We start from the raw sequence: 26,717 nt of genomic DNA on the forward strand, positions 1-26,717 counted from the left end.
GCGCAAGCCCGCCACCGCGAAACGCGGTGGCGGGCTTTACCGTTGGTGACTACTTACGCAGCGAGGCCGGAACCTCGAAGCGATCGCCGTAGGTCTTGGCGAGGTAGTCGGCGCGCTCGACGAACGCCGCCTGCCCACCCGGGTAACCGACGATGAACTGGTGCACGCCACCGGTCCAGGCCGGGTAGCCGATGCCGAAGATCGAGCCGATGTTGGCGTCGGCGGTGGTCTCCAGCACACCCTCGTCGAAACACTTCTGGGTCTCGATCGCCTCGATGAACAGCATGCGGTCGATCAGATCCTGCAGCGGGACGGTGAAGCCCGCCGTGGTCTTGAAGTGATCGCGCAGGCCCTGCCAGATGCCGATGCGCTTGCCGTCTTCGTCGTAGTCGTAGAAGCCGGCCTTCTCCAGGCGCCCCGGACGACCCTCGGACACCAGGTAGTCGATGACGTCCTGGGCCGGGTGCCGCTTCTTGCCCATGGTGGTGTCGCCGTGCTCGGCGGCCTCCTGGGTCTCCTTGGCGATCTTCTGCATGAGCTTGAGGTTCAGCTCATCCGACAGCTGCAGCGGCGCGGCCGGGTAGCCCGCCTGCAGGCCGGCCTGCTCGATGGTCGCGGGCTCGATGCCCTCGGTCAGCATCGAGATGGCCTCGTTGACGAAGGTGCCGATCACGCGCGAGGTGAAGAAGCCGCGGCTGTCGTTGACCACGATCGGGGTCTTCTTGATCGCGAGGGTGTAGTCGAACACCCTGGCCAGCGCCTCGGGCGAGGTCTTCTCGCCCTTGATGATCTCCACCAGCGGCATCTTGTCCACCGGCGAGAAGAAGTGGATGCCGATGAAGTCTTCCTGGCGCTTCACGCCGGCCGCGAGGCCGGTGATCGGCAGGGTCGAGGTGTTCGAGCCCAGCAGCGCGTCCGGGGTGACGATGTCCTCGATCTCCTGGAACACCTTGTGCTTGAGCTCGGTGTTCTCGAAGACGGCCTCGATCACGAAGTCCACGCCGTCGAAGTCCTTGGCGTCGGCGGACGGGGTGATCCGGTCCAGCAGCGCCTTGGACTTCTCCTCGGTGGTCTTGCCGCGGGAGAGCGCCTTGGCCTCGATCTTCTCGGAGTAGTTCTTGCCCCGCTCGGCCGCCTCGATGGAGACGTCCTTGAGCACGACCTGGTAGCCCGCCTTGGCGGAGACGTACGCGATGCCCGCGCCCATCATGCCCGCGCCGAGCACGCCGATCTTCTTGATCTCCTTCTTCGGCACATCGTTCGGCCGCGAGCCACCGTTGTTGATGGACTGCAGGTCGAAGAAGAACGCCTGGATCATGTTCTTCGCGACCGGGCCGGTGAGCAGGTGCACGAAGTAGCGCGACTCGATCAGCGACGCGTTGTCGATGTCGACCTGCGCGCCCTCGACCGCGGCGGACATGATCGCCCGCGGGGCCGGCATGTTGGTGCCCTTGAGCTGCTTACGCAGGTTGGCCGGGAACGCGGGCAGGTTCGCCGCGAAGGCCGGGGTGGACGGGGTGCCACCGGGGATCTTGTAGCCCTTCTTGTCCCACGGCTGCACGCCACCCTCGGGGTTGGCCTTGATCCACGCCTTGGCCGCGGGGACCAGTTCCTCGATCGAGCCGACGACCTCGTTGATCAGGCCGATTTCCTTGGCCTTGCCCGGGCGGTACTTGTTGCCCTGCAACAGCACCTGCATGAGGGCGTTCTGCAGGCCGAGCATGCGCACGGTGCGGGTGACGCCGCCACCGGCGGGCAGCAGGCCGAGGCTGACCTCGGGCAGGCCGAGCTGCACGCCCGGCACGTCGGCGGCGATCCGGTAGTGGGTCGCCAGGGTGATCTCCAGGCCACCGCCGAGCGCGGCGCCGTTGATCGCGGCGACGACCGGCTTGCCCAGGGTCTCCAGGCGACGCAGCGCGTCCTTGATGGTGAAGAGTTCGTCCATCACGCCCTGGCCGTCGTCCGGCCCGACCTTGATCATGTTCTTCAGGTCGCCGCCGGCGAAGAAGGTCTTCTTCGCGGAGGTCAGCACCACGCCGGTGATGTTGTCCTTCTCGGCCTCGAGCTTCTCGACGGTCGCGGTCATCGACGTCTTGTACAGCTCGTTCATCGTGTTGGCGCCCTGGTTCGGGTCGTCCATCGTCAGCGTGACGATGCCGTCCGAATCCTGCTCCCAACCGATCATGTTGGTTTCGCTCACAGCTCTGTGTCTCCCTTTATTCTCAGCTGTCGGTTGGGGGTTTAGACGCGCTCGATGATGGTCGCCACGCCCATGCCGCCGCCGATGCACAGGGTGATCAGGGCGTAGCGGCCGTTGCGGCGCTCCAGCTCGTCGACCATGGTGCCGGTGATCATCGCGCCGGTGGCACCCAGCGGGTGGCCCATCGCGATCGCGCCACCGTTGACGTTCAGCTTCTCGTCCGGGACGTTCAGGTCCTTCTGGAACTTCAGCACCACCGAGGCGAACGCCTCGTTGATCTCGACGAGGTCCATGTCCTCGATCGTCAGGCCCGCCTTGGCCAGCGCCTTCTTGGCGGCCGGGGTGGGGCCGGTCAGCATGATGGTGGAGTCGGCGCCGCTGGTCGCGGTCGCGACGACGCGCGCCCGCGGGGTCAGGCCGGACGCCTTGCCCGCCTCTTCGGTGCCGACCAGCACCAGCGCGGCGCCGTCGACGATGCCCGAGCTGTTGCCGCCGTGGTGCACGTGGTTGATCTTCTCGACGAAGTAGAACTTCTGCAGCGCGACCGCGTCGAAGCCGCCCATCTCACCGATCACGGCGAAGGACGGGTTGAGCTTGGCCAGGTCCTCGGCGGTGGTGCCGGGACGCATGTGCTCGTCCTTGTCCAGCACGACGATGCCGTTCTGGTCCTTGACCGGGACGATCGACTTGGCGAAGTAGCCGCCGGTGGTGGCCTTGGCGGCCAGCTCCTGCGAGCGCACCGCGTAGGCGTCGACGTCATCGCGGCTGAAGCCCTCGATGGTGGCGATCAGGTCGGCCGAAACACCCTGCGGCACAAAGTAGGTGTCGTAGTTGGTGGCCGGGTCCAGCGCCCACGCGCCGCCGTCGGAGCCCATCGCCACGCGGGACATGGACTCGACGCCACCGGCCAGGACCAGGTCGTCGAAGCCGGAGCGCACCTTCTGCGCGGCCAGGTTGACGGCCTCGAGGCCGGAGGCACAGAACCGGTTGAGCTGGAAGCCGCCGACGGTGTCCGGCAGGCCGGCCACGGTCACCGCGGTGCGGGCGATGTCCATGCCCTGATCGCCGACGGGGCTGACGACACCGAGGATCAGATCCGAGATCCGGTCTTCGTCGAGGTTCGGGAAGCGGCCGCGCAGCTCCTGGATCAGACCAACAGTCAAGTCGATCGGCTTGACCGAATGCAGCGAGCCGTTCTTCTTGCCGCGGCCGCGCGGAGTGCGGATGGCCTCGTAAATGTAGGCCTCTGTGGTCATATCGGAGTGTTCCTTCCTTAAAGGTGCGGCGGCCGGACGTCGTCCGTCCGAGCGCTCTGTGCTGCTACTCCGCGCGATGCGGGGCAGCAGCGGGTAACCTCGCCGACCGGTCCCGCGACCGACCGTCCTGACGCTGTACAAAACGCGGCATGCGACGGCGGACGCAGGTTCCGATCGCCCATACGCCTGGGCATACCATAGAACCTCGTCGTACCGGAGCTCACGGCCACCCGTTCATACTACCGTGGCGTGCGAACTCCGGTTAACTTAACGTCCTGACGGCGGTGCTTGTCAACCACTCAGCCGTGTGGCCCCCAGCTCACTCTTCAGCAATTCGAGGGCAGCCTCGTCGGGGTCGCGCCGATCCTCCGGCGCCACCGGGACGGCCGCGGCGCGGATCATCTCCTCTTCGTCCTCGGGCGTGGTCTCCGGTACCACCCCTGGCCCGGTGCCGTTCGTGGGCTGCGCCGACTCGGGCGGCGCGGAATCAAAAGGGCCGGGATCATCCGGTAGATCGGGAAAGTCCGGCGGCGGAATATCGTCGTCGCCGGCGAACGAGCGCGGCTTGTTCGCGCTGCCCGCCTGCTCCGCGGCGGCGTTCTTGGCCTGGCTCGGCCGCGAGAAACGCGGCGGCGCAGGCGCATCCGTGCCGCGCGCGGGCGCGTTGCCGGATTCACGAGCCGCCGGTTGCCCGCCCCCGCGCTGCGGCGGCGACTGCCCCCCACCCCGCGCCGTCGCCGCAGGTCGCGCCGCGGGGCCGCCGGCCTCCCAGCGCACGTCGTGCGCGCGGCCGAGCACCGCGTGCACCGCCGAGCGCACCGCGTCCAGGTTGCGTGGATCCGAGAGCCGCTGGGCCAGCGGCGCGTGCTGGTGCGTGAAGACGATCGTGTCGCCCTCGATCCGGGAGACCGAGGCGCCGGCCAGCATCGCCTGCACCGCGGCGCCGAACTCGCGCACCTTGGCGCGGATATCCGCCCAGGCGGCCTCGACCTCGCGCAGCAGGTCCGCGTTCGGGGCGGTGGACGGTTCCGGTTCGGCGACCGGGTCGGGCGGTGTGACGGCGGGTGCCGCGGCGACCGGCTCGGCGGGGGCAGGTGCGGCAACCTCCCAGATAACCGATTCCACTCCGGAAAACGCTTGCACCGGTTCGCGTTCGGGATCGTCCGCGGCCGGTACCGGCTCGGGCGAACCGGCCGGAACTTGCGCCGGCACGACCGCGGGCGGCGCGGAAGCCGCTGCGGGGCTGACGGATTCGGTCCGCACCGGACTCGCTGCGCTCGCGGGATCGACCGCGGCGTCCGGCCCGGCGGCCGACGCCGAGGCGATCGGATCCGCGGCCGCGGGCCGAGTTTCCCCGCTCGCGTCGATCTCCTCGCCACCGCGGGCAGCTGCTGCCACCGGCGCACCAACCGTCGAAGCCTCCGGGCCCGCCGCACTCGCCGAGGCGACGCCGGAGTTCGGCGCACCCGATTCGGCCTGGGCGGCGTCGGCCGATGGAGCTGCCACCGCCGTGCCGACCGGCTCGTGGCGTGCCTGCGCGGCACCGGCATCGCTCGCGGGCGGGGTCGGTGTCGGTGTCGGTGCGGACCCGGCGGCACCCGGACCGCCCGCGGTCTCCGGCGCGGCACCACCCGAGCCTGCGGTCTCCCGGCGGATGGCGGCCAACGCCTCCGCGCCGCGCCGCCGAGTCGACTCGGGCGAGCCGGCCACCGGCGCCGGCCTGGACACGGCCGCCACGGCGGCGTCGGCGGGCGCCGATCCCGACGAGGTCGCGGGCAACGGCGCGACCGCCCCGCCCGCGAAGCCGCGTTCGAGCCGCTCCAGCCGCTGCAACGTGGCGGACTCGGCATCCGACACCGAGGGCAGCAGCATCCGGGCGCACACGACTTCGAGCAGCAGCCGCGGCGACGTCGCGCCCCGCATCTCCCCGAGCGCCTCGTGCAGCAATTCGGCGTACCGCGCCAACGTGGCCGGACCGAGTCGCCCGGCCTGATCGCGCATCCGCTCGAGCACATCCCCCGGCCCGGAGACCAGCGCGCGCTCGATCGCATCGGGCACCGCGCGCAGGAGAATCAGATCGCGCAATCGTTCGAGCAGGTCGACGGCGAACCGGCGCGGATCGTGCCCCGCCTCCATCACCCGGTCGACCGTGCCGAACAGCTCCGCGCCGTCGTTGTCGGCCAGCGCGCCGATGGCGTCGTCGATCAGCGCGACGTCGGTGACGCCGAGCAGCGAGACCGCCCTGGAGTAGGTGACGCCCTCCGGTCCGGCACCGGCCAGCAGCTGGTCGAGCACGCTGAGGCTGTCCCGCGGCGAACCACCGCCCGCGCGAATCACCAAGGGGTACACCGCCTCTTCGACGGTCACCTGCTCCTGGTCGCAGATCTTGCCGAGCAGGCCGCGCATGGTCGCGGGCGGCAGCAGCCGGAACGGGTAGTGGTGGGTGCGCGAGCGGATGGTCGGCAGCACCTTGTCCGGCTCGGTGGTGGCGAAGATGAAGATCAGGTGGGCCGGCGGTTCCTCGACGATCTTCAGCAGCGCGTTGAAACCCGCCGTGGTGACCATGTGCGCCTCGTCGACGATGAAGACGCGATAGCGGGATTCGGCGGGCGCGTAGAAGGCGCGGTCGCGCAGTTCACGGGTGTCGTCGACGCCGCCGTGGCTCGCGGCGTCGAGTTCGATCACGTCAAGATTGCCCGGCCCGCCCGGGCCGAGCGCGACGCAGGACGGGCACACGCCACACGGTGTGGAGGTCGGCCCCTGCACGCAGTTCAGCGAGCGCGCGAGGATGCGCGCGGACGAGGTCTTGCCGCAGCCGCGCGGGCCGGAGAACAGGTAGGCATGACTGATCCGGCCGGTGTCCAGGGCGGTGCTCAGTGGGTCGGTGACGTGCTCCTGACCCACTACCTCAGCGAACGTTGCCGGTCGGTACTTCCGGTACAGAGCCACGGCCAGAGGTTACCGGCGCGCACCGACAAAGAACATTCGCGCTGACCGCCGGACCCGGCGCGACGGAACACCAACAGCGAAGACCGGTTCGATGTGATCCAAATCACAAGATTCCGTAGCCCTAATTAACCCCCGCTGACCGATAGAGATAGCGGCAACGCGTGAGCTATCACTGACGAAGCACCGGTCGATAGCGGGAAATTACCGCCCAATTCCCCCAAGTAGACCGAAAAATATGTACTCACGCCCCGATTCACCGCAGATTTGTGGAGATAACGAAAGCGTCAACGAGGATGACAGCTACGCAATCGGCTGGCTACCGTGGCAATCGGCAACTTCGGTAGCCAAACCTTCATCAGGTTGGTTGCCCCGGCCGGTCCCTCATCCCGACCGGGGCACAACCAAAGTTCCCGCACCGCCAAGTTCCAGGGACACCGAGTTCCACATCCATCGGAGGAACTTCTCACCGTGCAAAAGCCTGATGACATCGCCACCGTGTTGCTTTCCAGCACCGAATTCGCCGGCGATCGTTCCGCGGTCGACCTGCTGAGCCGGGCGATCAGCCCGCAGGACTTCGCGATCAAACGCGACTCCCTCCCGGTTGCCGCCACCGCCGATCCCGCCACCTCCGCCGCCATCCTCGAGCTGCTCGAGCGTGGCCAGGTGCCGACCATGGCCGCGATCCGCACCCTCACCGCGCAGAATGAGATGCGCCGCGAGGCCGAACGCATCGAGCGCCTCGGCCGTCGCGCCCAGCGCAGCATCGACGACTTCGGCCGCGCCCTGGCCACCCTGGCCGACGCCCACTGGACCGCGCACGGCATCGGCCCGACCCGCCGCGACGTGCTGTCCTCCGAGCCGGTCATGACGCTGATCCGCACCCGCATCGGCGATATCGCCCCATCCGCCGTGAAACACCTCTGGCTGATCGAACGCGCCCAGCGGGCCGGCTGGATCGCCTCCAACGCCAACGCCGGATCGCTCTGCGCCGGCCGCCGCTTCCACGCCGACCAGTACGGCAACCGGGTCTCGCTGCGCCCGGTGAACACGATCGGCACCGCGGTCGCCGCGTACCTCGGCGACTACCTGACCGAGCACGAGCGCGCCCCGCGCTGGTCCACCGTCGCCCAGGAACTGCGCGACGATCGCGGCCGCCGGATCTTCCACAACACCGCCGACGCCCGCGCCCAGCAACTCTGGCTGACCACGGCCGAATGGGTCGCCATGCGCGACGATCTGCCCGTTCCCGGCAAGCGCGGCCAGCGCGCGGTGGCCCGCAAGTCCCGCGCCTGAACGGTCCCGCTCAGCGGCCCTATTCGGCAAACATCCCATGTCCGAACCCGCGCGCGACTCGTGGACCAGCGCAAATCCGGCGGTGCGCATTCGGTAATTTCCTTGCAACGCATCGTGCGTGGAAGGAGCTTCCGTGTCCACATCCCTGGATCCCGCGGCCACCGCCTGGCTGCTCGTCAGCACGGCCCTGGTGCTGCTGATGACCCCGGCGCTCGCGCTGTTCTACGGCGGGATGGTGCGCTCGACCGGCGTGCTCAACATGTTGATGATGAACTTCATCGCGATCCCGCTGGTGACCGTCGCCTGGCTGCTGTTCGGCTACAGCCTGGCCTTCAGCGACGACGCGGGCGGCGGCCTGATCGGCAACCTCGACCACCTGGCCATGGCCGGCATCGACCCGACCACCCTGCACGGCGCGGTACCGGAGCTGCTGTTCGCCACCTTCCAGCTGACCTTCGCCGTCCTGACCGCGGCCCTGGTCAGCGGCGCCATCGCGGACCGAGCGAAGTTCGCCGCGTGGATGATCTTCGTGCCGGTGTGGGCGCTGGCCGTCTACGCGCCGATCGCGCACTGGGTGTGGGGTCCGGACGGCTGGCTGGCCTCGTTCGGCGCGCTGGACTACGCGGGCGGCCTGGTCGTCGAGATCGCTTCCGGCGCTTCGGCACTCGCGCTCGCCCTGGTGCTCGGCCCGCGCATCGGTTTCAAGACCGACGCGATGCGCCCGCACAACCTGCCGTTCGTGCTGCTCGGCGCGGGCCTGCTGTGGTTCGGCTGGTTCGGCTTCAACGCCGGGTCGGCGCTGTCCGCGAATGGTGTTGCGGCGGCGGTCTTCCTGAACACCCTGGTGGCCGGCTGCCTCGGCATGCTCGGCTGGCTCGCGGTCGAGCAGATCCGCGACGGGCGGCCGACCACTTTCGGTGCGGCGTCCGGTGTGGTGGCGGGCCTGGTCGCGATCACCCCGTCCTGCGGCTCGGTGAACACGCTCGGCGCGCTGATCGTCGGGCTCGCCGCAGGCGTGGTGTGCTCGTTCGCCGTCGGCTGGAAATTCAAGGCGGGCTATGACGATTCGCTCGACGTGGTCGGCGTGCACTTCGTCGGTGGCATCGTCGGCACGGTGCTGATCGGCCTGCTCGCCACCCAGGTGATGACCGGCGGTGTCGAGGGTCTGTTCTTCGGCGGCGGGCTGGCCCAGCTCGGCAAGCAGCTGGTCGGCGTGCTGGTGGTCGCCGCGTACGCGTTCGTGGTGACCTTCCTGCTCGGCAAGCTCATCGATCGCACCGTCGGCTTCCGGGTCAGCCAGGACGAGGAGACCACGGGCATCGACTTCGCCCTGCACGCCGAGACCGCCTACGCGGAGGGCGTGCACGGGCACGCGCCGCGGCGGTTCGGTGAGGGGCACTTCGGCCACGGCCAGCCGGGTGACCGGGATCACTGATCGCGCGGCGGCTCCCTCTGTCGATGCAGAGGTAACGGCGTTACGCTAACGGCGTTACCGCAGAGCGTCGAGCAAGGGAGCCGCGCGTGCTGATCCGGATCGCACAGATCGTCACCCGATATCCGCGGGCGGTCCTGCTCGCCGCCGCCGCGCTGGCGATCCTCTGCGGGGTGTTCGGCGCGACGGCGGCGGCGCATATGAAGTCCGCCGGATTCACCTCACCCGACGCCGAGTCGTCCCAGGTCGCGCGCCTGCTCGCGGACAATTTCGACGGCGCCGCGCCGAACTACGTGCTGCTGGTCAGCTCGGAATCGGGCGCCGACGCGCCGGCCACCCGCGCGGTCGGCCTCCACCTGACCGACACCCTGCGCGCCCGCTCCGACGTGAAGGGCGTGCAGTCGTACTGGACCGCCCCGCCCGCGGTGGCCTCCGCGCTGCGCAGCACCAGCGGCAAGGAAGCGCTGGTGTTCGCCTATCTGACCGGCGACGACACCCAGTCCCAGGAGACCGCGGGGCAGCTCACCGAGCAGCTCGCCGGAACCACCGACGGCGTCACCGTCCGGCAGAGCGGCACCGCCGCCGTCTTCCACGACGTGAACAAGCAGATCACCCACGACCTCGCCCTCGCGGAAGGCGTCGCGATCCCGGTCTCGCTGGTCGTGCTGGTGCTGGTGTTCGGCAGCCTGATCGCCGCGGTGCTGCCGCTGGCCGTCGGCATCTTCGCCATCCTCACCACGCTGGCCATCCTGCGGATGTTCACGCTGATCACCGACGTGTCCATCTACGCGCTGAACATGACCACCGCGATGGGTCTCGCGCTGGCCATCGACTACAGCCTGTTCATCGTCAGCCGGTATCGCGAGGAACTGGCCAACGGCCTGGAACCGGCGGCCGCGACCGTTCGCGCCGTGCAGACCGCGGGCCGCACCGTGCTGTATTCCGCACTGACCGTGGCGCTTTCGCTGGCCGTGCTGAGCATCTTCGACATCTACTTCCTGCGGTCGTTCGCCTACGCCGGGGTCGCGGTGGTCGCCGCGGCGGCCGCGGCGGCGATCCTGATCCTGCCCGCCGCGCTGGTGCTGCTCGGGCATCGGGTGAACTCGCTCGACATCCGAGTTCCGTTGCGCCGCTTGTTCGGTCGTCCCGCTCCTGATCCGCTGCGACCGCTGGTGCCCGAGCGGAGCTGGTGGTACCGGCTGGTGACCTGGGTAACCGGGCACTCCATCCCGGTCGCGCTGATCCTCGTCGCGCTGTTCCTCGCGCTCGGATCGCCGTTCCTCTCGGTGAAATTCGGCTATCCCGACGACCGGGTGCTGCCGTCCACCGCCGCGACCCGCCAGGTCGGTGACGTGCTGCGCGCCGAGTTCCCGGCGGCCAACGCGGGCAACAACACCACCGTCGTGCTGGACGGATATCAAGGCGGCCCGGGGCCGATCGGCGACTATGCCAAGGGATTGTCCAAGGCGGACGGCGTTTCGGCGGTGCTGTCCAGCGCCGGCGTCTATATCAAGGGTGGACGCGTCGCCAACGGTCCGGCCGGAATGGCCAACGGCACCGGCGAATACCTCAACGTCGCGACCCGCGTCGACCCGTTCTCCCCGGCGGGTGAGGCACAGTTGCGCGAGCTGCGCGCCGTGCCCGCACCGGGGCACGCGCTGTTCGGCGGCGGCGCGGCGGTCAACGCCGACGCCCTCGACTCGCTCGGCAAGCGGCTGCCGCTGGCGGTCGCGCTGATCGCGCTCGCCACCTTCGCGGTGCTGTTCCTGTTCACCGGCAGCCTGATCTTGCCGCTGAAAGCCATTGTGCTCAATACGCTTTCGCTGTGCGCCGCGTTCGGCGCGATGGTCTGGATCTTCCAGGACGGGCATCTGTCCGGCCTGCTCGGCTTCACCCCGGTCGGCTATATGACGCCGACCATGCCGATCCTGATGTTCTGTCTCGCGTTCGGCATGTCGATGGACTACGAGGTGTTCCTGCTCTCGCGCATCCGCGAGGAATGGCTCGCCTCCGGTCGCGTGGTGGACGGCGGCGTCGTGCGCACCGCCGAGGACAACGTGCACGCCGTGGCCGTGGGCGTCGCTCGGACCGGCCGGATCTTCACCGCCGCGGCCGTGCTCATGGCCATCGTGATGGGCGCGATGGTCACCTCGAAGGTGTCGTTCATCCAGCTGATGGGCCTCGGCCTCACCCTGACCGTGCTCGCCGACGCCACCCTCATCCGCACCATGCTCGCCCCCGCTTTGATGAAGCTGATGGGCACGTGGAATTGGTGGGCGCCCGCGCCTTTGGCCCGGCTGCACGCCCGAATCGGGTTGAGCGAGCACGCCGATTCCGAGCCGAGCGAGCGCGTGCTGGCCGGGCGCGAATGATCGGCGCACGCAGGTCGCGGTCCGCCCGGGGCACCGGTGCTCAGCTGCGCACCGAAATCCTGGACGCGGCACGGGAATTGCTGGCCCGCACCGGACACGCCGACGCGGTGTCGATCCGCGAGATCAGCAAGCGCGTCGGCGTCAGCGCACCCTCGATCTACCGGCATTTCGCGGACAAGGACGAGCTCATCGAGGCCGTGGTCGTGCAGGTCTTCGAGGACCTGGACGCCGCGATCGTCGCCGAGACGGATCCGGCGGTCTCGCCGATCACCCGGCTGTGCCAGCAGGGGCTGGCCTACGTCCGGTTCGCCAGGGAGCATCCCGAGCAGTATCGGCTGGCGACCGTGCCGACCATGTCCGTCGGCGCGGTGGATCAGGTGCTCGGCAGCGGTGCGTTCCAGCACTTTTCGCAGACGGTGCAGGAGTGCATGGACGCGGGCGTGATCACCCCCGGCGATCCGATGCCGGTCGTGCTCGATCTCTGGGCCGCCGCGCACGGGATCGCGTCACTGCTGATCGCGAAGCCCTACATTCCGTGGGGCGATACCGAGGTGGTGGCCAATCGGGTGCTGCGCGCCGCGTGCGTCGGCCATGTGGTGGTGGACATGATCGGCGCCGACACCGAGCCGGACGAGTTCGCCGCCTGGGTGAGCGAGATGCGGCGCGACCGCTGAGCCGTCGCGGATTGGAATCTCCCTGCGTTTTTTCCTCGTTATCCAGGACTTTCTCCTCGATGCTTTGCCTCGACAGCACTGTCTAGATGAGGGATCGCAGTACACATGAGGATGAGGAAGCTTGCCGTGGTCGCGGCACTGGTGACCATGACGACCGGGGTCGCCGCGGGCACGTCGGTCGCCGCACCGCAGGCCAATGATGATCCGGTGAATTTCACCGCCCATGCCACCGACACGTCGTCGATCATCACCACCGACTCCGGGTCGATCGTGGTCGAGGACGACACCCTGAAGATCAAGGCGGCCAACGGCACCGTCGTCGCGGGTACCCCGCTGAAGTTCCGCATCGACGACTTCGAGCTCCCGATCGCGGCCGACATCGCGGGCCACACCGCGACCCTGACCCCGCAGCTCGATCCGGCGAAGGCCACCTACAAGCCGGTCGCCCTGCCGTTCGAGGACAAGGCCCCGTGGAAGACCGAATACGACCGTGAGCAGGCGGCCTGGAGCCGGCTGACCAGCACCATCTCCATGGGCGCCACCATCGGCACCCTGGTCGGCGGCCTCGGCGGCGCGGCCGTGGGTTGCGTCCTGGGTGGTGCGCTGGGCGGCACCATCGTCGGCGGCACCATCGTCGGCCTGTTCGGTCCGTTCGTCGGCGGCATCATCGCCGGCTGCCTCGCGGGCGCCGCCGCCATCGGCGCGCTCGGCGTGATCGGCGGCCAGATCTTCGTGACCGCCCCGGTCGCGATCGGTGCGGCGATCCAGTACTTCACCACCATCAACCAGCCCTTCGTGGCGCCGAAATAACTCGCGGTCGCCACTGCCGCGACAAAGCCCCGCCCAGCATCCTCTCGCCTGGGCGGGGCTTTTTCGCATCTGGAGCAAGCAGCGGACGATGCCGAGCATGCCGCCGACGCGCCGGGTCGAGCCGAGACCGAACTCGCGGCGACCGCCGCCGAATCCGGTCCGCAGGCGGGCGATGTCCGATTCGCTCGAGCCGTGACCTGGGAAAACACTGTGTGCGAGAACACAGCGGCGGGTTGAGGCTTGGTGAGTTGCGGTCACCGGTGTTAATTTCATTTACATGTCTGCTGGCCGATCGAACGCGCTGCGGGTCACCTATGTGACCGCCGCGCTGGGTCTTCGGTTGCCGCTGACGCGCGAACTGTGTTGTCGCCCTTGCTGCAGCTGAGCCGTTCTTCCGGCTCGTTTGCTGCCTAGTCGCCCATGTAGGCACGTCCCGCCAGTCGCGGGACCTCGGCAAGGAATCTTCACCATGTCCCTTCCTACCCTTGAACGATCCGTCGCCCGGACCGCAGGCGGCCGCATCCGGGTCCAGCGTCCCGTGGTCGCCCCGGAACTGCGCATCGCCGACAACCCGGCGGCCGCAGTTCTGCGCTCCGCCAACGGTGGTCCGGTCTCGCGCGACAATGCCGCGCGGTCAACGGGTTTGAGCATCGCCACGGTCAACCGTCAGGTGTCCGCGCTGCTTGCCGCCGGTTTGCTCCGTGAACGCCCCGACCTCACCGCCTCGGGCGCGGTCGGACGACCGCGGGTGCCCTTCGAGATCGATCACGAGGCGTACCTGACCCTCGGCATCCACATCGGCGCCGCGGTCACCAAGATCGTCGCGGCCGACCTGCGCGGCCGCATTCTCGGCGGCCTGGCCATCGCCACCCCGCAGACCGGCCAGGAATTCGCCACCACCACCGTCGCCCGCAGCGCCAAGGCGTTCCTGCAGCGGTGGCATCGGCGCAAGCCGCTCTGGGCCGGCGTCGCCATCGGCGGCCGGGTCGATCCGCTCACCGGTGTGGTCGACCATCCCAAGCTGGAGTGGCAGGGCGCGCAGATCGGCGCCGTGCTCGGCGAGGTGCTCGAACTGCCCGTGTCGGTGGCGCCGCACGTCGAGGCGATGGCGGCCTCGGAGTTGTTGCTGCCCACCATCGAATCGCGCGACGCGGCCAACGGGCGCGTCGCCGGTCCGGAACGCGGCAGCAGCCTGTACTTCTACGTCCGCGAAACCGCCGGTGTCGCGGTGACGCTGGACGGTCGCGTACACACCCCGAGCAACGGCCCCGGCTCGATCGCGCATCTGCCAACCGGCTCCGACGTCGAATGCACCTGCGGCAGGCGCGGTTGCCTCGAGGTGACCGTCGGCGATCGTTCGCTGCACTCGCGGGCCGTCGGGCGCGGAATCATCCCCGCGCACAACGGAACCGCGGGCTCGACCATCCTCGACCTGTACCGGGCGGCCGAATCGGGTTCCGAGCCCGCCCGTGAGCTGCTCGCCGAGCGAGCCACCATCCTCGGGCACACCGTGGCCATGGTCCGCGACATGCTCAACCCCGACCGGGTGATCCTCGGCGGGCAGGCCTTCACCGGCTATCGCCCCGCCGTCGCGCACGTGGCCCGCGCGTTCAACCAGGGTTCCAGCTTGCCGCCCACCGACATCCGGATCAGCGGATTCGGCGGCAAGGTCCAGGAATTCGCGGCGGTGGTCACCTCGTTGAGCGTGCTCTACGCGGACCCGCTCGCCGCGATTCGCCGGACGACGCTGAGCGACTGAGGGGTTCAGCTCAGCAGCTGCTGGGCGGTGCCGCCGAGGACCCGTTCGCGTATCTCTGGCGAACGGGTCGCTCGCTCGACGGTGAGGCGTGCCGTGACCGGGTCACCGTAGGGCGCGTCCGAGCCGAAGAGCGTGCGCTCCGGAATCTCCGCGATCGCGATGCGGACGGCGAAAACGATACTGGCGGTGGACAGTTCGAGATACATGCTCGAGGTGTCGCGCACCAGCTCGATGGCGTCCATCCAGTGCGCTCCCCCGAGCTGGGACACCACGAGCGGTACCTGTGGATAACTTCGCGCCAGGTCGGCCAGGACGTGCAGGTCGGCCGCGGTGGTGGGCGCGGCGCCATGCACGACTACGGGCAGCCCACCGTGGTCGGTCGCGGCGCGCAGTACCGGCTCGAGCAGCGCCGCCCGCCCGGCGGCGGGGTGAGCTCACCGATGCCGGGCAATCCGCGCCCGACCACGTCGCGGTCGACCAGCAGGCCGACGTCCGCGGACGGCGCCCTCCGCGCCTGCCCCGGCGTCCTGCCTACCCTCCAGGACCGCCTGGCCGAATTGGACCGCCGCGCAGCCGAACTCGCCACCGGCACAGCGCCTATCCGCCGGACGCCGGCGGACCGGCCTTCACGCAATACCAGTAGCTGAAGCGACTCAGCGTGCTCACGAGGTAGCCCGACGCGACCTACGTCGAGCGCAGGGTCAGCGGTGGGGGTCGCCCGCGGTCGAGAACAGCCCTTCCAGGGCGGTGATGAAGAACGGGAAGTGGCCGGCGAAGCGTTGCAGGTTGCGGTCGCGGTCGAAGCCGCCGAACCAGTAGAGGCCGGGCTGGGAGTCGGCGGAGGGGTTCAGGTCGCGGAAGGCGCGGATCCAGTTGTCGGCCCGGCCGCCGATCACCATGAACGGCAGCGCGCGGGAGAAGACGGTCTCCTGGTCGATCGGCGGAACCTGTTCGCGCCTGGTCGATTCCAGGCCGCGCTGCAGCGCGCGGATCTGGCCGGTCAGCGCGACGCCGTGGGCGGTGCGGACCGGCAGATACTTCGGCAGCAGCGCGGTGGCGAGGCCGGCCAGCGCGATCGCCACACCGACCAGCGCGTGACCCGAGGTGAGCGCCAGCGCGACCGTCGCGACGACGCCGCCGACGATCAGCGCACCACCAAGCGCCATGGTCAGACCGGGACGGCGACGGTCGAGGAAGGTGCCGCGGGTGACCGCATCGGCGACCAGCGCGGTGCGCACCGGCCCGGACTGCACCCGTCCGGGCGCGCGGAGTTCGGTGATCGTGACGGCGTCCGTACCGTCGGGCAGCAGCGCCCGGTAAACCGCCTTCTCGTAATCTCGCAATTGGTCGTCGGGCGCGTTGACCCGGGTGATCCGCCAGTCGGTCTCGCCGAGCGGCGTCACCCAGAGGTAGCGGCGCACAGCGAGATCCACCACCGTCGCGGCGATGTCGACCGGGTCGACGTGCTCGTCCAGCAGCAGCCCCGCCTCACCGGGCAGCACCCCGTCCGGCGACGTGAACTGCACCCGCTCGCCATCGCGCACCAGCGGATCGATCGTCGCCGAACCGGTTCCGGCGGCGGCGTTCTGGCGGCGCGCGCGCAGCACGAAGGCGACCAGCCCGGCCAACGCGAGCAGCAGCACCCCGAACGCGACGAGCACCGGGGTGGTGATGCCGAACGGACCGGCGGCGCCGGTGTCACGCACATCCGCGTTACTCGGCACGCTGCCCGGCGGCAGTTGCAGGGTGAGATCGATCGCGTCACCCTTCTTCAGATCGGTCTGCTCCAGGTGGAGCACGCCGTCCACCTCGGTCTTCACGTCCGCGCACGGCCGGGTGTTGCCGGGCGGGCCGAGTTTGCAGTCCACGATGCCCATTTCGAAGCTCGGGCTGATCAGCGTCGCGCTGATCGACGCGATATCGCTGCCGAGCACGCCGAGCCAGTTGAACACCTGGCTGCCCGGCACATCGTTGACCAGGTTGTGCACCGAATAGGTGAACGTCGACGCACCGGGCTTCGCCTCGATGGTGAATTGATCGTTGGCCACCGTCGCCGTGCCCGCGCCCTTGGTGTCCACGTCGGTGACCTTGAAATAGCGTTCGACGTCGTCACTCACCTTCAGCCGCAACGGCAGCGACATCCGGAACGAACCGTCGGCAGGCACCTCGACCTGTTCGACCACCTCGAGCACGCCCTCGCGGCTGAGCTTCAGATCGGCGATGATGGAGACACCGCTCGGGGCGGGCTGGGTGTGGGCGATCGGGGCGGTCGCGAGCAATCCCACGGTGGCGAGCAGCAGCGCGCCTACGGCGCCCCCCCGAAAAGTCAGCATGGCTGCCTACTTTAGACAGCTTGCTATTCTGCGTCATCGGCTGTCGGTGATCATTGAGACGAGGGGGTACGGGGGCGTGACCCAACCACCGTACGGATACGGACCGGTTCCGCCTGGTGGGCGACCGGTTCCGCCCCCGCCTGGGTACGGTCAGCCCGCGCCCGGCTACGGACCGCCGCCGGGCTACGGACCACCGCCCGGATATGGACCACCGCCGGGTTACGGTCAGCAGCCTGGCTATGGGCAGCAGCCCGGATACGGCCAGCAACCCGGGTACCAACAGCCGGGATACGGTCCGCCACCTGGATATTCACCGCCCGGGTACGGTCCGCCGCCCGGCCATCGCGCACCGCCGCCGATGCCGTACGGCCCACCCGGACGTCCGCCGCACACCCCCCGCCGCCGATCCGGTGGTGGCGGCGCGTGGGTCGCCGTGCTGGTCGTCGTGGTCTTCCTGGTCGCAGGCGGCCTGGTCCGCAACGCGATATCCACCGGCAAGAACGACAACAACGCGACCGGTCCCGCCCCCAGCCTCACCTTCGCCCCCGACGGCGCGGTTGGCCCCGCCGAGACCGGCGCCAACCCGCTGCTCGCCGACCCCAACGCGACGCTCATCCCGGCACGCTGCGCGTACTCGCCGTGGGGCACCCAGGTGGACGCCGCGCGAAAGTTCTTCGACAGCGCCGCGGGCTGCCTCGAGGCGGCCTGGAAACCGGTGCTGCAGAAGGCGAATCTGCCGTTCACCGCGCCGTCGCTGAACGTGAGCGCGACCACCACCGGCATCACCACCCCGTGCACCGGCTCGACCAGCAACTTCGCCGCCTTCTACTGCCCGGCGAACAAAACCATCTACATGCCGATCAGCCAGTTGCAGACCGACTTCTTCAAGGACAACTGGATCGTCTACCTGTCGGTCTTCGCCCACGAGTACGGCCACCACGTGCAGGCCATGTCCGGCATCCTGCGCAAGGCGAACAGCGATCGCGCCGACGCGGGTCCGCGCAGCGGCCGCGGTCTGGAGCTGTCCCGCCGAGTCGAGTTGCAGGCCAACTGCTTCGACGGCATGTACCTGAACTCGTCCTCCGGCGGGGGCTCGCTCACCAACTCGCAGCTCAACCTCGCCCGCAAGGATGCCTACGGTCGCGGCGACCAGGCCGGCGACATGCGCGACCACGGCACGTCGGAGAACGGCGGCCAATGGTTCGAGACGGGTTTGGACAAAAACCGTGCCGCCCAATGCAATACCTTCACCGCCTCGGCCGCGGCCGTGAGCTAGCGATTCAGGCGGGCCGAGGCCCCCGCACCTCGCCGGCGAACGGCGAACTCGGCGTGCGCGCGTAGGTGTACTCCGGCTCCACGGTGATCACGTCACACACCTGCACCAGTTCGCCGGGCATGTCCCCGTCGAAATGTGCGGTGCTGGGCACGATCACCGCGTCCGCGCCGAGTCGCCGCGCGACGTTCATCAACCGGCCGACGGCGTCCTCGGTCTCCGCGCCGAACACCACCGTCTTGGATAGGTCGTACCCGAAACGCTGTGCCAGGCTCCGGATCAGCACCTCATCCCACTGCTGCCGCGCTCCGGAAACATCTCGACGCAAATATCCCACCGCTGCTGGACGTCGCCTCATCGGAGAACTCCCTTCCGCCCAACACACTCCCGGCAAAGCGCCGCCCCCGGCAATGCCCGAACACTGCCAGTCCCCCGCCACTGCACCGAATTTCGCCGGGATGCGCGTGCGCTCGGGGTCAGCCCTGTTTCGCCGCCGCCTTCGCCTGCTTCTTGAATTCCCTTACCTGCGCGAGTGATTCGGCATCCGTCACGTCGGCGACGGAACGGCGGGAACCTTCGTCTCCGTAGGCGCCCGCCGCTTCCCGCCACCCGGCCGGTTGCACCCCGCGTTGCTTGCCGAGTAGCGACAGGAAGATGCGCGCCTTCTGCTCACCGAATCCGGGCAGCGCCTTCAGCCTGCGCAGCACCTCCTTGCCATCCGGCTTGTCCTGCTTCCACAGGTTCTCGGTTTTCCCGTCGTAATTCTCGATGATGTAGCGGGCGAGTTCCTGGGCGCGGCGAGCCATCGAGCGGCCGTAGCGGTGGATGGCGGGCGGGGTGGCGCAGAGATCCTCGAATTCCTGCGGGTCGGCCTCGGCGATGCGGTGGATGTCGAAGCCGCCCATCCGGTCGGCGATCTTCTTCGGGCCACGGAACGCGTGTTCCATCGGATACTGCTGATCGAACAGCATGCCGAGCAGGGTGGCGAAGTGGTCCTCGGTCAATAGCTCGTCCGCCTCGACGTCCTGCGCCAGGCAAAGCTTGCGACTCATCGCCCATTCCTTCCCACCGTGACAAACCTGCTCGGACGGATTCGATCATCTCACTTGTCAAGACGGCGCGAAGCCGTCCTGCTCATCGCACTTCGAGCCGTAGCACCGCCCGCCGCGCGCCCGGTCGGCGTCGGTGGGCGCGGCGGGTCGTCGGGTGACTGACCTCACATCCCTCACGTGCGTCGCCATACCCCCGCGCGTAGGCTCCTGCGCATGCCTCAGCAGACGGCAGTACCTACATCGGCACCCCACGAGGTGGCCACGGCTAGGGATGGAAACGGGCCCATGGACACCTACACTTTGCGCCCCGATCGATTCGATCGAGCAGGCCAGGATCAACTCGTCGACGTTCGCGACCTACAGGCCGCGCTGCCCGGTATCCGCAGGTTGCGGGACTGGGCGCACGACGCACTCGCGCTGCGTCCCGGCGAGCGCGCACTCGACATCGGCTCCGGCACCGGCACCGAGGTCATGGCCTTCGCCGACGCGGTCGGCCCCGACGGTGCGGCGGTGGGCGTCGAGCCCGACCCGAACCTGCTCGCCTCCGCCGAACGCCGGGCCGCCCAGACCGGTTCGACCGCCAAGTTCCACTCCGGCGACGCCTACGGCCTGCCGTTCGGCGAGGGCAGTTTCGACGCCGCGCTGTGCGAGCGGGTGTTTCAGCACCTGACCGCGCCCGCCCGCGCCGCCACCGAGATCGCGCGCGTGCTGCGGCCCGGCGGCCGCGTCGTGGTGGTGGACAGCGACTGGGGCACCGCGATCGTGCATCCGGGCGAGCGTCAGGTGGTGCGCGAGGTGGTCGACACCCTGATCTCCGCGACCACCAATCCGTTCTCCGGCCGCAGGCTGCCCGGGCAATTGACCAAGGCGGGCTTGGTGATCGACGAGATCGGCTCGCACGCGCTGGTGCAGGACCGCACCGTCGGCGTCGGCTCGCTGGTCACCCGCATTTCGGCGATGGCGGTGGCGCGCGGCGTGATCACCGAGGAGCAGCGCGCGCGGCTGGTCGAGGATCTCGAGGCGGGCGCGGCCAGCGGCGACATTCATCTGTCGGTGACGATGTTCGCCGTGCTCGCGCACAAGCCGGACTGATCGGGAACAGTACAGCGGGCGCGTACCTCGGTACGCGCCCGCTGTTTTCGTACTACTTGCCGAGCAGCTTCTCGGTGGCCGCCAGCAGCACACAGGTGGCCACGCCGTCCATCGCCTGCTCCAGCTCGGGCAGCTTCGGGAAGCTGGGCGCGATCCGAATGTTCTTGTCCTCCGGGTCATTCCGCAGCGGGTACGCCGAGCCGGCCGCGGTGAGCGCGATGCCCGCGTCCTTGGCCAGCGCGATCACCCGTGCCGCGGTGCCCTCCAGGACGTCCAGGCTGACGAAGTAGCCGCCCTTGGGCTCGGTCCAGGACGCGACCTTGGACGCGCCCAGCCGGTCCTCCAGGATCCGCAGCACGGCAGCGAATTTCGGCTCCAGAATGGCGCGGTGCTTCTGCATGTGCGCACGCACGCCGTCGGCGTCCTTGAAGAAGCGCAGATGACGCAGCTGGTTGATCTTGTCCGGGCCGATGCTCTTCTTGCCCGCGTGCCCGAGGTACCAGTTCAGGTTCTCGGTGGAACCGCCGAGGAAGCTGACGCCCGAACCGGCGAAGGTGATCTTCGAGGTGGAGGCGAATACCAAGGGGCGGTTGGGGTTTCCGGCCGCGGCGGCGAGACCGAGCACGTCGTATACCGGCGCCGCGGTATCGGTCAGCGGGTGCACGGCGTAGGCGTTGTCCCAGATCAGCCGGAAGTCAGGGGCCGCGGCCGGCATCGAAACCAGTTCCCGGACAACCTCTTCGGAGTAGGTGACCCCGGACGGGTTGGAGTAGTTCGGCACCACCCACATGCCCTTGATCTGCGGATCGTTCGCGACCAGCTCGGCGACGGCGTGCGCGTCCGGGCCGTCGTGGTGCATCGGGATCGGGATCATCTCGAAGCCGAGTACCTCGGTGATCGAGAAGTGCCGGTCGTAGCCGGGGCTCGGGCACAGGAACTTCAGCTTCTCCTCGGCGGCCCACCGGCGCTCGGAGTCGTTGGTGCCGTAGAGCATCGCGAACGCGAGCACGTCGTGCATCAGCTCGAGGCTGGCGTTGTTGCCGGCCAGCAGGTTGTCCACCGGGATGCCGAGCAGTTCGCCGAAGATCGCGCGCAGTTCCGGAAGTCCGTGCTGGCCACCGTAATTACGGCAGTCCGTGCCGGTGCCGTCGCGATAGTCGCCGTCGCCGGGCAGGGAGAGCAGCTCCAGGGACAGGTCGAGTTGTTCCGGCGAGGGTTTCCCTCGGGTCAGGTCCAGCGTGAGCTTCTCGGTCTTGAGCGTCGCATAGTTCGCGTGCTGAGTCTCGTGTTCGGACACGAGTTCCTCGTGGCTCATCAAACCGATCTGCGTTTGCCGGGGCATCCTGGGCAGCCTTTCGAAGCAGCGGGGACGTGGGTTGTGGCCGGACCGATGTGCGGCGGCCGGACGTGCGGCCCGTCAGGCGCATCGGGCGTCAACGGACCGTAGTTCACGTTACCCGTGCGTTGCTCGGAATTGGAGGCGTTATTCGACAGCCGGTGCGATCCGGGCGGGGCCCCTCAAAAGATTAAGGGGACCCCGCGCACCCGGCAGAGCCCATTGACCCTTGCTGCCTTCCGGCCCTGGGGGAGTTCACAGGATGCGCGCCGCGCGGGATCCGTCGGCCAGTGTAGCCGTTCCTCCGCCGATCCCCCTCCCCCGGGTACCCGAAACTGCGTGAAAACCGGGCCGAACTGGGGTTTTCCTGGTCCGAACGGACCCGTTTGGCGTCTACCCTCCCCCACCCGGTATGCTTCCCCACGGAGGATTCGCCTAGTGGCCTATGGCGCTCGCCTGGAACGCGGGTTGGGTTAACGCCCTCAGGGGTTCAAATCCCCTATCCTCCGCCACGGCAAACGCCCCTGACCACGCCATATCGGCTGGCCAGGGGCGTTTTTCGGATCTGCTAGAAGCGGTCCGCGTGCTCGTCCACCCACTCCTCGAAGGTGCGTGCCGGGCGACCGGTCACCTTCTCGACGGTGTCGACCACCGTCGTCGACTCCGCACTCGGCTCGGCGTACCAGCCGATGACGTACTCGGCGTCGGCGCGGGGAACGCCGGTGGCCATGAGTCGTTCGATGGCCTGCTCGGGGGTGATCGCGGCGAACGCGATGTCGCGGCCGACCGCGCGCGCCAGGATGGCGATCCGCTCGCGCGGAGTCAGCGACGCCGGGCCGGTCAGGTTGTAGGCGCGCCCGGCGTGACCATCCTCTAGTAACGCGGTGACGGCGACGGCGGCGATGTCGGCCTCGTGCACGATCGCGCTGGGATGGTCATACGGCTCGCGCACGACCCCCGCGTCCCTGATCGAATCGATCCAGTTCAACGTGTTGGACATGAACTCCTGCGGCTCGAGCCGCGTCCACTCCACACCGGAGGCCGCCACCGCCTGCTCGACCGGTCCGACCCCGCCACCCCACACGACCGTCATGCGCCGCACCCCGGCGGCGACGGCTCGCTCGACCAGCTCGGCGCCGACGTCGGCAAGCCCTGCGGTCACGGTGATGTGCAGTCCGCTGACGCCGGCGAGGGCGGCGTCCAGTGCGGCGGGAACAGTGTGCGTTCCCGCCACCAGCTCCACACCCGGCGGGAGTTTCGCCGCCGCCGCGGTCGGATTCCGGGTCAGCGCCCGGACCCGCTGCCCACGGCGGACCAACTCTGCCACCACACGGCGGCCGGTGTTACCGGTTGCGCCCGTTACCAAGATCGTCACGTTGAGTTCCCTTCGTCCCTGACGACGCTAAGAACTCAACCGCACTCGAGGTCAATGGCAGCGACATCGCCCATCCCGTCCGGGCCCGCCGACACACCCCGGACAATTGCCGGCGGCCCGGCTACTGCCCTCGGTCGGGCTCCAATTTGTAAGTGCCGTAACCGTCTTCGACGCACACCGCTTCCGTGCCGTAAATCTGCCGGTAGCTGTCCTTGCCGGTTGACATGCACTCCTGGTAGGTCATGCCGCCGCCCTGGGCGACGGCGGTACCGCCAGTCCAGACAGCACCAGCCAGCGCCCCGGTAACCAGGGCACTGATCGCGAATCCGTACGCTGCGCGATTTCGCACATGAATCCCCTCTCCGTGTTCGGCGAGAACTCCTACCCGCCCACTCGGAGGTTACGGATGTTCATTCGAGAAACCAGCCCGCAGAACGAAGTTGGCAGACCATGGCACGAATGCCATTGCCAATGACTAAGTTACGCGCAACCGGAGTTGAGTTTGTACAGGTGAACTTTTCCGGTGTAGTCATGCACGAACAGCAACCAAGGCGAATTTCCACAGGCGCGCGCCGACCGATCGACCGCAAACGGCAACGGCCAGCGCCGATCCGCAGACTGCGGACCCCCATACCGCTCGACGAGGCGCCGATACTGCTCGCTGCCCACCGGCGCGGAATCCAGCCGGCTGTAGGTGACGTCGTCGATCCGCGGCGGAGGAGTCAACATCCAGGTGAGCGAATCGTAGCGAGACAGGAAGAACAGCCAATCCACGGCGAGCGCGGCCAGAACAAGTACGGCCACAACGGCCACAGCCGTACACCACTTCCTCGAGCGGGTGCGTGCTTTGGTCACTGACCCGACCGCGTCTGCCATCCGCCCCACCGTTCTGCATCGCCGCCGCTGTCCGACGGATCATCCCCGAGCAGTATTCACGCAGATCGTTTCGATCGCCGAACGCAGAAGATCCCCGTAATTCCAAGCGCCGACATCCGCACGAGGTAGAGTCCGCGACCATCGGCGGAGGCACTACCCGCCGTTATCAAGACCGATCGAGCATCTCCTTGAACTCATCGGCTTTCGGACCACTGACGTCGTACCGCCGATGCGCGGTCAGAACACTTCGAGCGGTGTCAGTGGCGCATCGAACAGTGCCGCGAGTACGTGCTCGGTTCCGACATAACCGTGTCCACGCTCGGCGGCGATGCGCGCGGCATGCTGGAGAGTCCCGATCAAACCAATCGCGGCGGAGGTCACCGTGACGGATGTTTCATGGTTTTCGGACGAGGTCATGGGGTTGAATGGTTTTCGCATGACTTCCCCGGAATCCATATGTGTGAACGGGCCTGTTCGGCCCGCGTGTTCGATACCCCAAGAACGAAAGTAGCTCACGGTCACGAGCCCGACGAGCCATTATCCGGGCATTGGCAGGCCATCCGGCCATAGCTGGCAGTATTGAAAAGTGTTGCGCTGGAGTCAGGTTGACATGCCACAATGCGTTGCACATTGGAGTGGCCCTGATCAGTTGATCAGGGCCGCTCCGTTGCCCCCTGCGCGGGCGATCAACCCAGGGGGGCTTTGGTGGCGCGGCGGCTGTCGATGGTGGCTAGGACGCCGGCTATGGCGGCGATGGCCAGGCCTATGTAGAGGATGATGTTACCTGCGATTGTTGCAATGTTTCCGGAGGTCAGGTTGTCGAGGAGGGCGCCGCCCAGGAGGCCGCCCAGGGCGATGAAAGCGGCGATCAGGGTGGCGAGGAGGGGGGTCCACCACCAGCGGGCGGTGCGGGCTACCAGGATGGCGAAGACTGCTATTACCAGGATGCCGGGTGGGAAGCCGGGGAATGTGGCGGGGTCGGCGATCCATTGGATTATCAGGCCCAGGATTCCGATGGCCAATCCGTAGAGGGATAGTTTGGTGTTCTTCGGTAGTTGCGTCCAGCGGGTGCCAATTGTGCCCATTGTCAATTCCTTTCGAGTCGAACGCATCTATTGCCCGAGCTTCGTTACTGCCGGATAGCGCTCGGGGTGCGCCGCCGGACGGCAGCGATTCCGAACAGGATCGCGGCGGCGAAGCTGAGCATTTGCAGCCACGCGGCAAGGAATTCGATCGTCTCGGCCGGCGTGCCGCGCCGGGTCCGGAAGTCGGCGTCGGCGAGCCCGCCGAACAGGAAGAACAGTGACATCAGCACCGCCGCCAGCGGGATGTATCGCCATCGAACCAGGGCGACCAACACGGCGAAGGCGAGGTAGATCAAGGGTCCCGGTCCGTCGTAACCGGCTCGGAGACTGCGGGATTCGATGATCTCGGGACCGGCGTCACCGAGGGCCGCGAGCACGAGGGCCACGCACGTCGCGATGCGAAAGGGCCGGTGCCTGCCTGCCGTTGTGGTCATGAACACACTGTCGGTCAGGGGGTGCGGTCGGCGCATCCGTCGCGCAGCGGATCAGCCGGTACGTCGCGGCGCGTAGTCGCCGCGCATCTCGGCGCTCTCGAACCGAGATGTGCGGCTTCGATTCTCGCGAATCAGAAGGGGTAGGCGTCGACTTCGCGGAGGTAGCGGGCGCGGGTCGGCTCGTCGATGAACGAGGCCTCGAAGGAGTTGCGGGCGAGGGTGCGCAGATGGTCGGCGGTCAGGTTCAGGGCATCGCGGACACCGTCGAGGTTCTCCTGCACGTAGCCGCCGAAATAGGCCGGGTCGTCGGAGTTCACCGTGGCGACCAGGCCGAGCTCGAGCATCTGGCGCAGCGGGTGATCGGCCAGCTTGTCGATCACCCGCAGGCGCACGTTGGAGAACGGGCACACGGTCAGCGGGATCCGCTCCCGCACCAGGCGCGCGACCAGCTCCGGGTCCTCCAGCACGCGGATTCCATGGTCGATGCGCTCGACGCGGAGCACATCCAGCGCCTCCGCCACATACGCCGCGGGCCCCTCCTCGCCGGCATGCGCCACCGCGCGCAGCCCCAGCTCCCGAGCGCGCTCGTAGACCGTCGCGAACTTGGCGGGCGGATGACCGACCTCCGCGGAGTCGAGGCCGACCGCCACGATCCGATCCAGGTAAGGCTCGGCGGCGGCCAACGTCTCGAGCGCGGACTCGACCGACAGGTCGCGCAGGAAGCACATGATCAGCTTGGTCGTGATGCCATACCGTTGCTCACTGTCCCGCAGCGCGGCCCACAGCCCGTCGATGACCGTCGCGAACGGCACTCCCCGCGCGGTGTGCGCCTGCGGATCGAAGAAGATCTCCGCGTGCCGCACCCCCGCCGCGCTCGCCCGCGCCAGGTACGCCTCGGCCAGCTCGGTGAAGTCCCGTTCGACCCGCAGCACGTCCGTGAGCCGGTAGTACAGATCGAGAAACGACTGCAGATCCTCGAACCGGTAGGCGTGCTGCAGCTCCGCCACCGAGGCGAACGGCAGCTCGGCCCCGTTGCGTTCGGCCAGCGCGAACGCCAACTCCGGTTCCAGCGTTCCCTCGATGTGCAGATGCAGTTCGGCTTTCGGTACGGGCATT

At 68.4% G+C, this 26,717-nt stretch carries 24 protein-coding genes, 1 tRNA gene and 1 other RNA gene; 10 read left to right on the forward strand and 16 right to left on the reverse strand.

The genetic code is table 11. The features are described from left to right. Positions 1 to 49: 49 nt before the first annotated feature. The 3 genes from ACFQ9K_RS34375 to ACFQ9K_RS34385 all read right to left on the reverse strand — a co-directional run bounded on the left by ACFQ9K_RS34375 (position 50) and on the right by ACFQ9K_RS34385 (position 6,405). The gene (locus ACFQ9K_RS34375) at positions 50 to 2,200 is read right to left on the reverse strand and encodes a 3-hydroxyacyl-CoA dehydrogenase NAD-binding domain-containing protein (RefSeq protein WP_378726963.1); all 2,151 of its coding nucleotides are present in this window, start codon (positions 2,198 to 2,200) and stop codon (positions 50 to 52) included. A gap of 41 nt (positions 2,201 to 2,241) precedes the next feature. After that, a complete protein-coding gene (locus ACFQ9K_RS34380; RefSeq protein ID WP_378726961.1) occupies positions 2,242 to 3,456 on the reverse strand; it encodes an acetyl-CoA C-acetyltransferase in 1,215 nt (404 codons plus the stop codon). Between the two features lie 291 nt (positions 3,457 to 3,747). After that, complete coding sequence (locus ACFQ9K_RS34385) at positions 3,748 to 6,405, reverse strand: DNA polymerase III subunit gamma and tau (RefSeq protein WP_378984069.1); 2,658 nt, start codon at positions 6,403 to 6,405, stop codon at positions 3,748 to 3,750. 468 nt (positions 6,406 to 6,873) lie between these two features. Here ACFQ9K_RS34385 and ACFQ9K_RS34390 point away from each other — a divergent pair, with 468 nt between their 5' ends. The 6 genes from ACFQ9K_RS34390 (at position 6,874) to ACFQ9K_RS34415 (ending at position 14,745) form a co-directional block, all read left to right on the forward strand. Next, entirely contained in the window at positions 6,874 to 7,698 is an 825-nt protein-coding gene (locus ACFQ9K_RS34390; RefSeq protein WP_378724355.1) for a hypothetical protein, read from the forward strand. Positions 7,699 to 7,831: 133 nt separating this feature from the next. Beyond that, a complete protein-coding gene (locus tag ACFQ9K_RS34395; protein WP_378724357.1) occupies positions 7,832 to 9,133 on the forward strand; it encodes an ammonium transporter in 1,302 nt (433 codons plus the stop codon). A gap of 86 nt (positions 9,134 to 9,219) precedes the next feature. Continuing rightward, positions 9,220 to 11,502: an MMPL family transporter gene (locus tag ACFQ9K_RS34400; protein WP_378724359.1), complete on the forward strand. Its 2,283-nt coding sequence runs from the start codon at positions 9,220 to 9,222 to the stop codon at positions 11,500 to 11,502. Next, the gene (locus tag ACFQ9K_RS34405; RefSeq protein ID WP_378724361.1) at positions 11,499 to 12,176 is read left to right on the forward strand and encodes a TetR/AcrR family transcriptional regulator; all 678 of its coding nucleotides are present in this window, start codon (positions 11,499 to 11,501) and stop codon (positions 12,174 to 12,176) included. The genes ACFQ9K_RS34400 and ACFQ9K_RS34405 overlap by 4 nt, the downstream gene beginning before the upstream one ends. Before the next feature lie 105 nt (positions 12,177 to 12,281). Beyond that, on the forward strand, positions 12,282 to 12,986 hold the full coding sequence (locus ACFQ9K_RS34410) for a hypothetical protein (RefSeq protein WP_378724363.1): 705 nt from the start codon (positions 12,282 to 12,284) through the stop codon (positions 12,984 to 12,986). Positions 12,987 to 13,455: 469 nt separating this feature from the next. Continuing rightward, the gene (locus ACFQ9K_RS34415) at positions 13,456 to 14,745 is read left to right on the forward strand and encodes an ROK family protein (RefSeq protein ID WP_378724365.1); all 1,290 of its coding nucleotides are present in this window, start codon (positions 13,456 to 13,458) and stop codon (positions 14,743 to 14,745) included. A gap of 5 nt (positions 14,746 to 14,750) precedes the next feature. On the opposite strand, the gene ACFQ9K_RS34420 is transcribed toward ACFQ9K_RS34415, so the two are convergent. Then, a complete protein-coding gene (locus ACFQ9K_RS34420; RefSeq protein WP_378724367.1) occupies positions 14,751 to 15,098 on the reverse strand; it encodes an amidohydrolase family protein in 348 nt (115 codons plus the stop codon). Between ACFQ9K_RS34420 and ACFQ9K_RS34425 the strand changes: the two genes are divergently transcribed. Further along, complete coding sequence (locus ACFQ9K_RS34425) at positions 14,991 to 15,392, forward strand: hypothetical protein (protein ID WP_378724377.1); 402 nt, start codon at positions 14,991 to 14,993, stop codon at positions 15,390 to 15,392. The genes ACFQ9K_RS34420 and ACFQ9K_RS34425 overlap by 108 nt on opposite strands. Before the next feature lie 54 nt (positions 15,393 to 15,446). Here ACFQ9K_RS34425 and ACFQ9K_RS34430 read toward each other — a convergent pair whose 3' ends face one another. Continuing rightward, positions 15,447 to 17,078 carry a DUF2207 family protein gene (locus ACFQ9K_RS34430; RefSeq protein ID WP_378724369.1) on the reverse strand — a complete coding sequence of 544 codons (1,632 nt, stop codon included), beginning with the start codon at positions 17,076 to 17,078 and terminating at the stop codon, positions 15,447 to 15,449. 358 nt (positions 17,079 to 17,436) lie between these two features. Here ACFQ9K_RS34430 and ACFQ9K_RS34435 point away from each other — a divergent pair, with 358 nt between their 5' ends. Further along, on the forward strand, positions 17,437 to 18,354 hold the full coding sequence (locus ACFQ9K_RS34435; RefSeq protein ID WP_378724371.1) for a neutral zinc metallopeptidase: 918 nt from the start codon (positions 17,437 to 17,439) through the stop codon (positions 18,352 to 18,354). A gap of 4 nt (positions 18,355 to 18,358) precedes the next feature. On the opposite strand, the gene ACFQ9K_RS34440 is transcribed toward ACFQ9K_RS34435, so the two are convergent. Together ACFQ9K_RS34440 and ACFQ9K_RS34445 are read right to left on the reverse strand one after the other, a co-directional pair. Further along, the gene (locus tag ACFQ9K_RS34440; protein ID WP_378724373.1) at positions 18,359 to 18,709 is read right to left on the reverse strand and encodes a hypothetical protein; all 351 of its coding nucleotides are present in this window, start codon (positions 18,707 to 18,709) and stop codon (positions 18,359 to 18,361) included. A 118-nt stretch (positions 18,710 to 18,827) separates the two neighbouring features. Continuing rightward, complete coding sequence (locus tag ACFQ9K_RS34445) at positions 18,828 to 19,403, reverse strand: HhH-GPD-type base excision DNA repair protein (RefSeq protein ID WP_378724374.1); 576 nt, start codon at positions 19,401 to 19,403, stop codon at positions 18,828 to 18,830. Between the two features lie 285 nt (positions 19,404 to 19,688). Here ACFQ9K_RS34445 and ACFQ9K_RS34450 point away from each other — a divergent pair, with 285 nt between their 5' ends. Further along, positions 19,689 to 20,495: a methyltransferase domain-containing protein gene (locus ACFQ9K_RS34450; RefSeq protein ID WP_378724375.1), complete on the forward strand. Its 807-nt coding sequence runs from the start codon at positions 19,689 to 19,691 to the stop codon at positions 20,493 to 20,495. A gap of 52 nt (positions 20,496 to 20,547) precedes the next feature. Here ACFQ9K_RS34450 and ACFQ9K_RS34455 read toward each other — a convergent pair whose 3' ends face one another. Together ACFQ9K_RS34455 and ffs are read right to left on the reverse strand one after the other, a co-directional pair. Continuing rightward, positions 20,548 to 21,837 carry an aminotransferase class I/II-fold pyridoxal phosphate-dependent enzyme gene (locus tag ACFQ9K_RS34455; protein WP_378726178.1) on the reverse strand — a complete coding sequence of 430 codons (1,290 nt, stop codon included), beginning with the start codon at positions 21,835 to 21,837 and terminating at the stop codon, positions 20,548 to 20,550. A 184-nt stretch (positions 21,838 to 22,021) separates the two neighbouring features. Next, an RNA gene (gene ffs, locus ACFQ9K_RS34460) (signal recognition particle sRNA small type) lies at positions 22,022 to 22,116 on the reverse strand. Between the two features lie 139 nt (positions 22,117 to 22,255). Between ffs and ACFQ9K_RS34465 the strand changes: the two genes are divergently transcribed. Beyond that, positions 22,256 to 22,343: transfer RNA gene (locus ACFQ9K_RS34465), tRNA-Ser, on the forward strand. A 56-nt stretch (positions 22,344 to 22,399) separates the two neighbouring features. Here the strand turns inward: ACFQ9K_RS34465 and ACFQ9K_RS34470 are convergent. The 7 genes from ACFQ9K_RS34470 to ACFQ9K_RS34500 all read right to left on the reverse strand — a co-directional run bounded on the left by ACFQ9K_RS34470 (position 22,400) and on the right by ACFQ9K_RS34500 (position 26,716). Then, positions 22,400 to 23,206, reverse strand: a complete 807-nt coding sequence (locus tag ACFQ9K_RS34470; protein WP_378726176.1) for an NmrA family NAD(P)-binding protein — start codon at positions 23,204 to 23,206, stop codon at positions 22,400 to 22,402. A gap of 121 nt (positions 23,207 to 23,327) precedes the next feature. Next, complete coding sequence (locus tag ACFQ9K_RS34475; RefSeq protein ID WP_378984072.1) at positions 23,328 to 23,555, reverse strand: hypothetical protein; 228 nt, start codon at positions 23,553 to 23,555, stop codon at positions 23,328 to 23,330. 131 nt (positions 23,556 to 23,686) lie between these two features. After that, positions 23,687 to 24,019, reverse strand: coding sequence for a hypothetical protein (locus ACFQ9K_RS34480; protein ID WP_378984075.1), 333 nt, complete (start codon positions 24,017 to 24,019; stop codon positions 23,687 to 23,689). 300 nt (positions 24,020 to 24,319) lie between these two features. Continuing rightward, entirely contained in the window at positions 24,320 to 24,499 is a 180-nt protein-coding gene (locus ACFQ9K_RS34485; protein WP_378726170.1) for a Clp protease N-terminal domain-containing protein, read from the reverse strand. 269 nt (positions 24,500 to 24,768) lie between these two features. After that, complete coding sequence (locus ACFQ9K_RS34490) at positions 24,769 to 25,167, reverse strand: hypothetical protein (protein ID WP_378726168.1); 399 nt, start codon at positions 25,165 to 25,167, stop codon at positions 24,769 to 24,771. Positions 25,168 to 25,211: 44 nt separating this feature from the next. Continuing rightward, positions 25,212 to 25,601: a hypothetical protein gene (locus ACFQ9K_RS34495; protein WP_378726166.1), complete on the reverse strand. Its 390-nt coding sequence runs from the start codon at positions 25,599 to 25,601 to the stop codon at positions 25,212 to 25,214. Positions 25,602 to 25,732: 131 nt separating this feature from the next. Next, entirely contained in the window at positions 25,733 to 26,716 is a 984-nt protein-coding gene (locus ACFQ9K_RS34500) for an adenosine deaminase (protein WP_378726164.1), read from the reverse strand. Position 26,717 lies beyond the last annotated feature (1 nt).

The sequence above is a fragment of the Nocardia sp. NPDC056564 genome, assembly GCF_042793755.1.
Lineage (GTDB): Bacteria > Actinomycetota > Actinomycetes > Mycobacteriales > Mycobacteriaceae > Nocardia.

What these genes read in the sequence shown, in the direction of transcription:
- ACFQ9K_RS34380 (WP_378726961.1), bottom strand. Translation starts at nt 3,456, where the DNA reads ATGACCACAGAGGCCTACATTTACGAGGCCATCCGCACTCCGCGCGGC.
- ACFQ9K_RS34405 (WP_378724361.1), top strand. Translation starts at nt 11,499, where the DNA reads ATGATCGGCGCACGCAGGTCGCGGTCCGCCCGGGGCACCGGTGCTCAG.
- ACFQ9K_RS34410 (WP_378724363.1), top strand. Translation starts at nt 12,282, where the DNA reads ATGAGGATGAGGAAGCTTGCCGTGGTCGCGGCACTGGTGACCATGACG.
- ACFQ9K_RS34415 (WP_378724365.1), top strand. Translation starts at nt 13,456, where the DNA reads ATGTCCCTTCCTACCCTTGAACGATCCGTCGCCCGGACCGCAGGCGGC.
- ACFQ9K_RS34430 (WP_378724369.1), bottom strand. Translation starts at nt 17,078, where the DNA reads ATGCTGACTTTTCGGGGGGGCGCCGTAGGCGCGCTGCTGCTCGCCACC.
- ACFQ9K_RS34435 (WP_378724371.1), top strand. Translation starts at nt 17,437, where the DNA reads ATGCCGTACGGCCCACCCGGACGTCCGCCGCACACCCCCCGCCGCCGA.
- ACFQ9K_RS34440 (WP_378724373.1), bottom strand. Translation starts at nt 18,709, where the DNA reads ATGAGGCGACGTCCAGCAGCGGTGGGATATTTGCGTCGAGATGTTTCC.
- ACFQ9K_RS34445 (WP_378724374.1), bottom strand. Translation starts at nt 19,403, where the DNA reads ATGAGTCGCAAGCTTTGCCTGGCGCAGGACGTCGAGGCGGACGAGCTA.
- ACFQ9K_RS34450 (WP_378724375.1), top strand. Translation starts at nt 19,689, where the DNA reads ATGGACACCTACACTTTGCGCCCCGATCGATTCGATCGAGCAGGCCAG.
- ACFQ9K_RS34455 (WP_378726178.1), bottom strand. Translation starts at nt 21,837, where the DNA reads ATGCCCCGGCAAACGCAGATCGGTTTGATGAGCCACGAGGAACTCGTG.
- ACFQ9K_RS34485 (WP_378726170.1), bottom strand. Translation starts at nt 24,499, where the DNA reads ATGACCTCGTCCGAAAACCATGAAACATCCGTCACGGTGACCTCCGCC.
- ACFQ9K_RS34490 (WP_378726168.1), bottom strand. Translation starts at nt 25,167, where the DNA reads ATGGGCACAATTGGCACCCGCTGGACGCAACTACCGAAGAACACCAAA.
- ACFQ9K_RS34495 (WP_378726166.1), bottom strand. Translation starts at nt 25,601, where the DNA reads ATGACCACAACGGCAGGCAGGCACCGGCCCTTTCGCATCGCGACGTGC.
- ACFQ9K_RS34500 (WP_378726164.1), bottom strand. Translation starts at nt 26,716, where the DNA reads ATGCCCGTACCGAAAGCCGAACTGCATCTGCACATCGAGGGAACGCTG.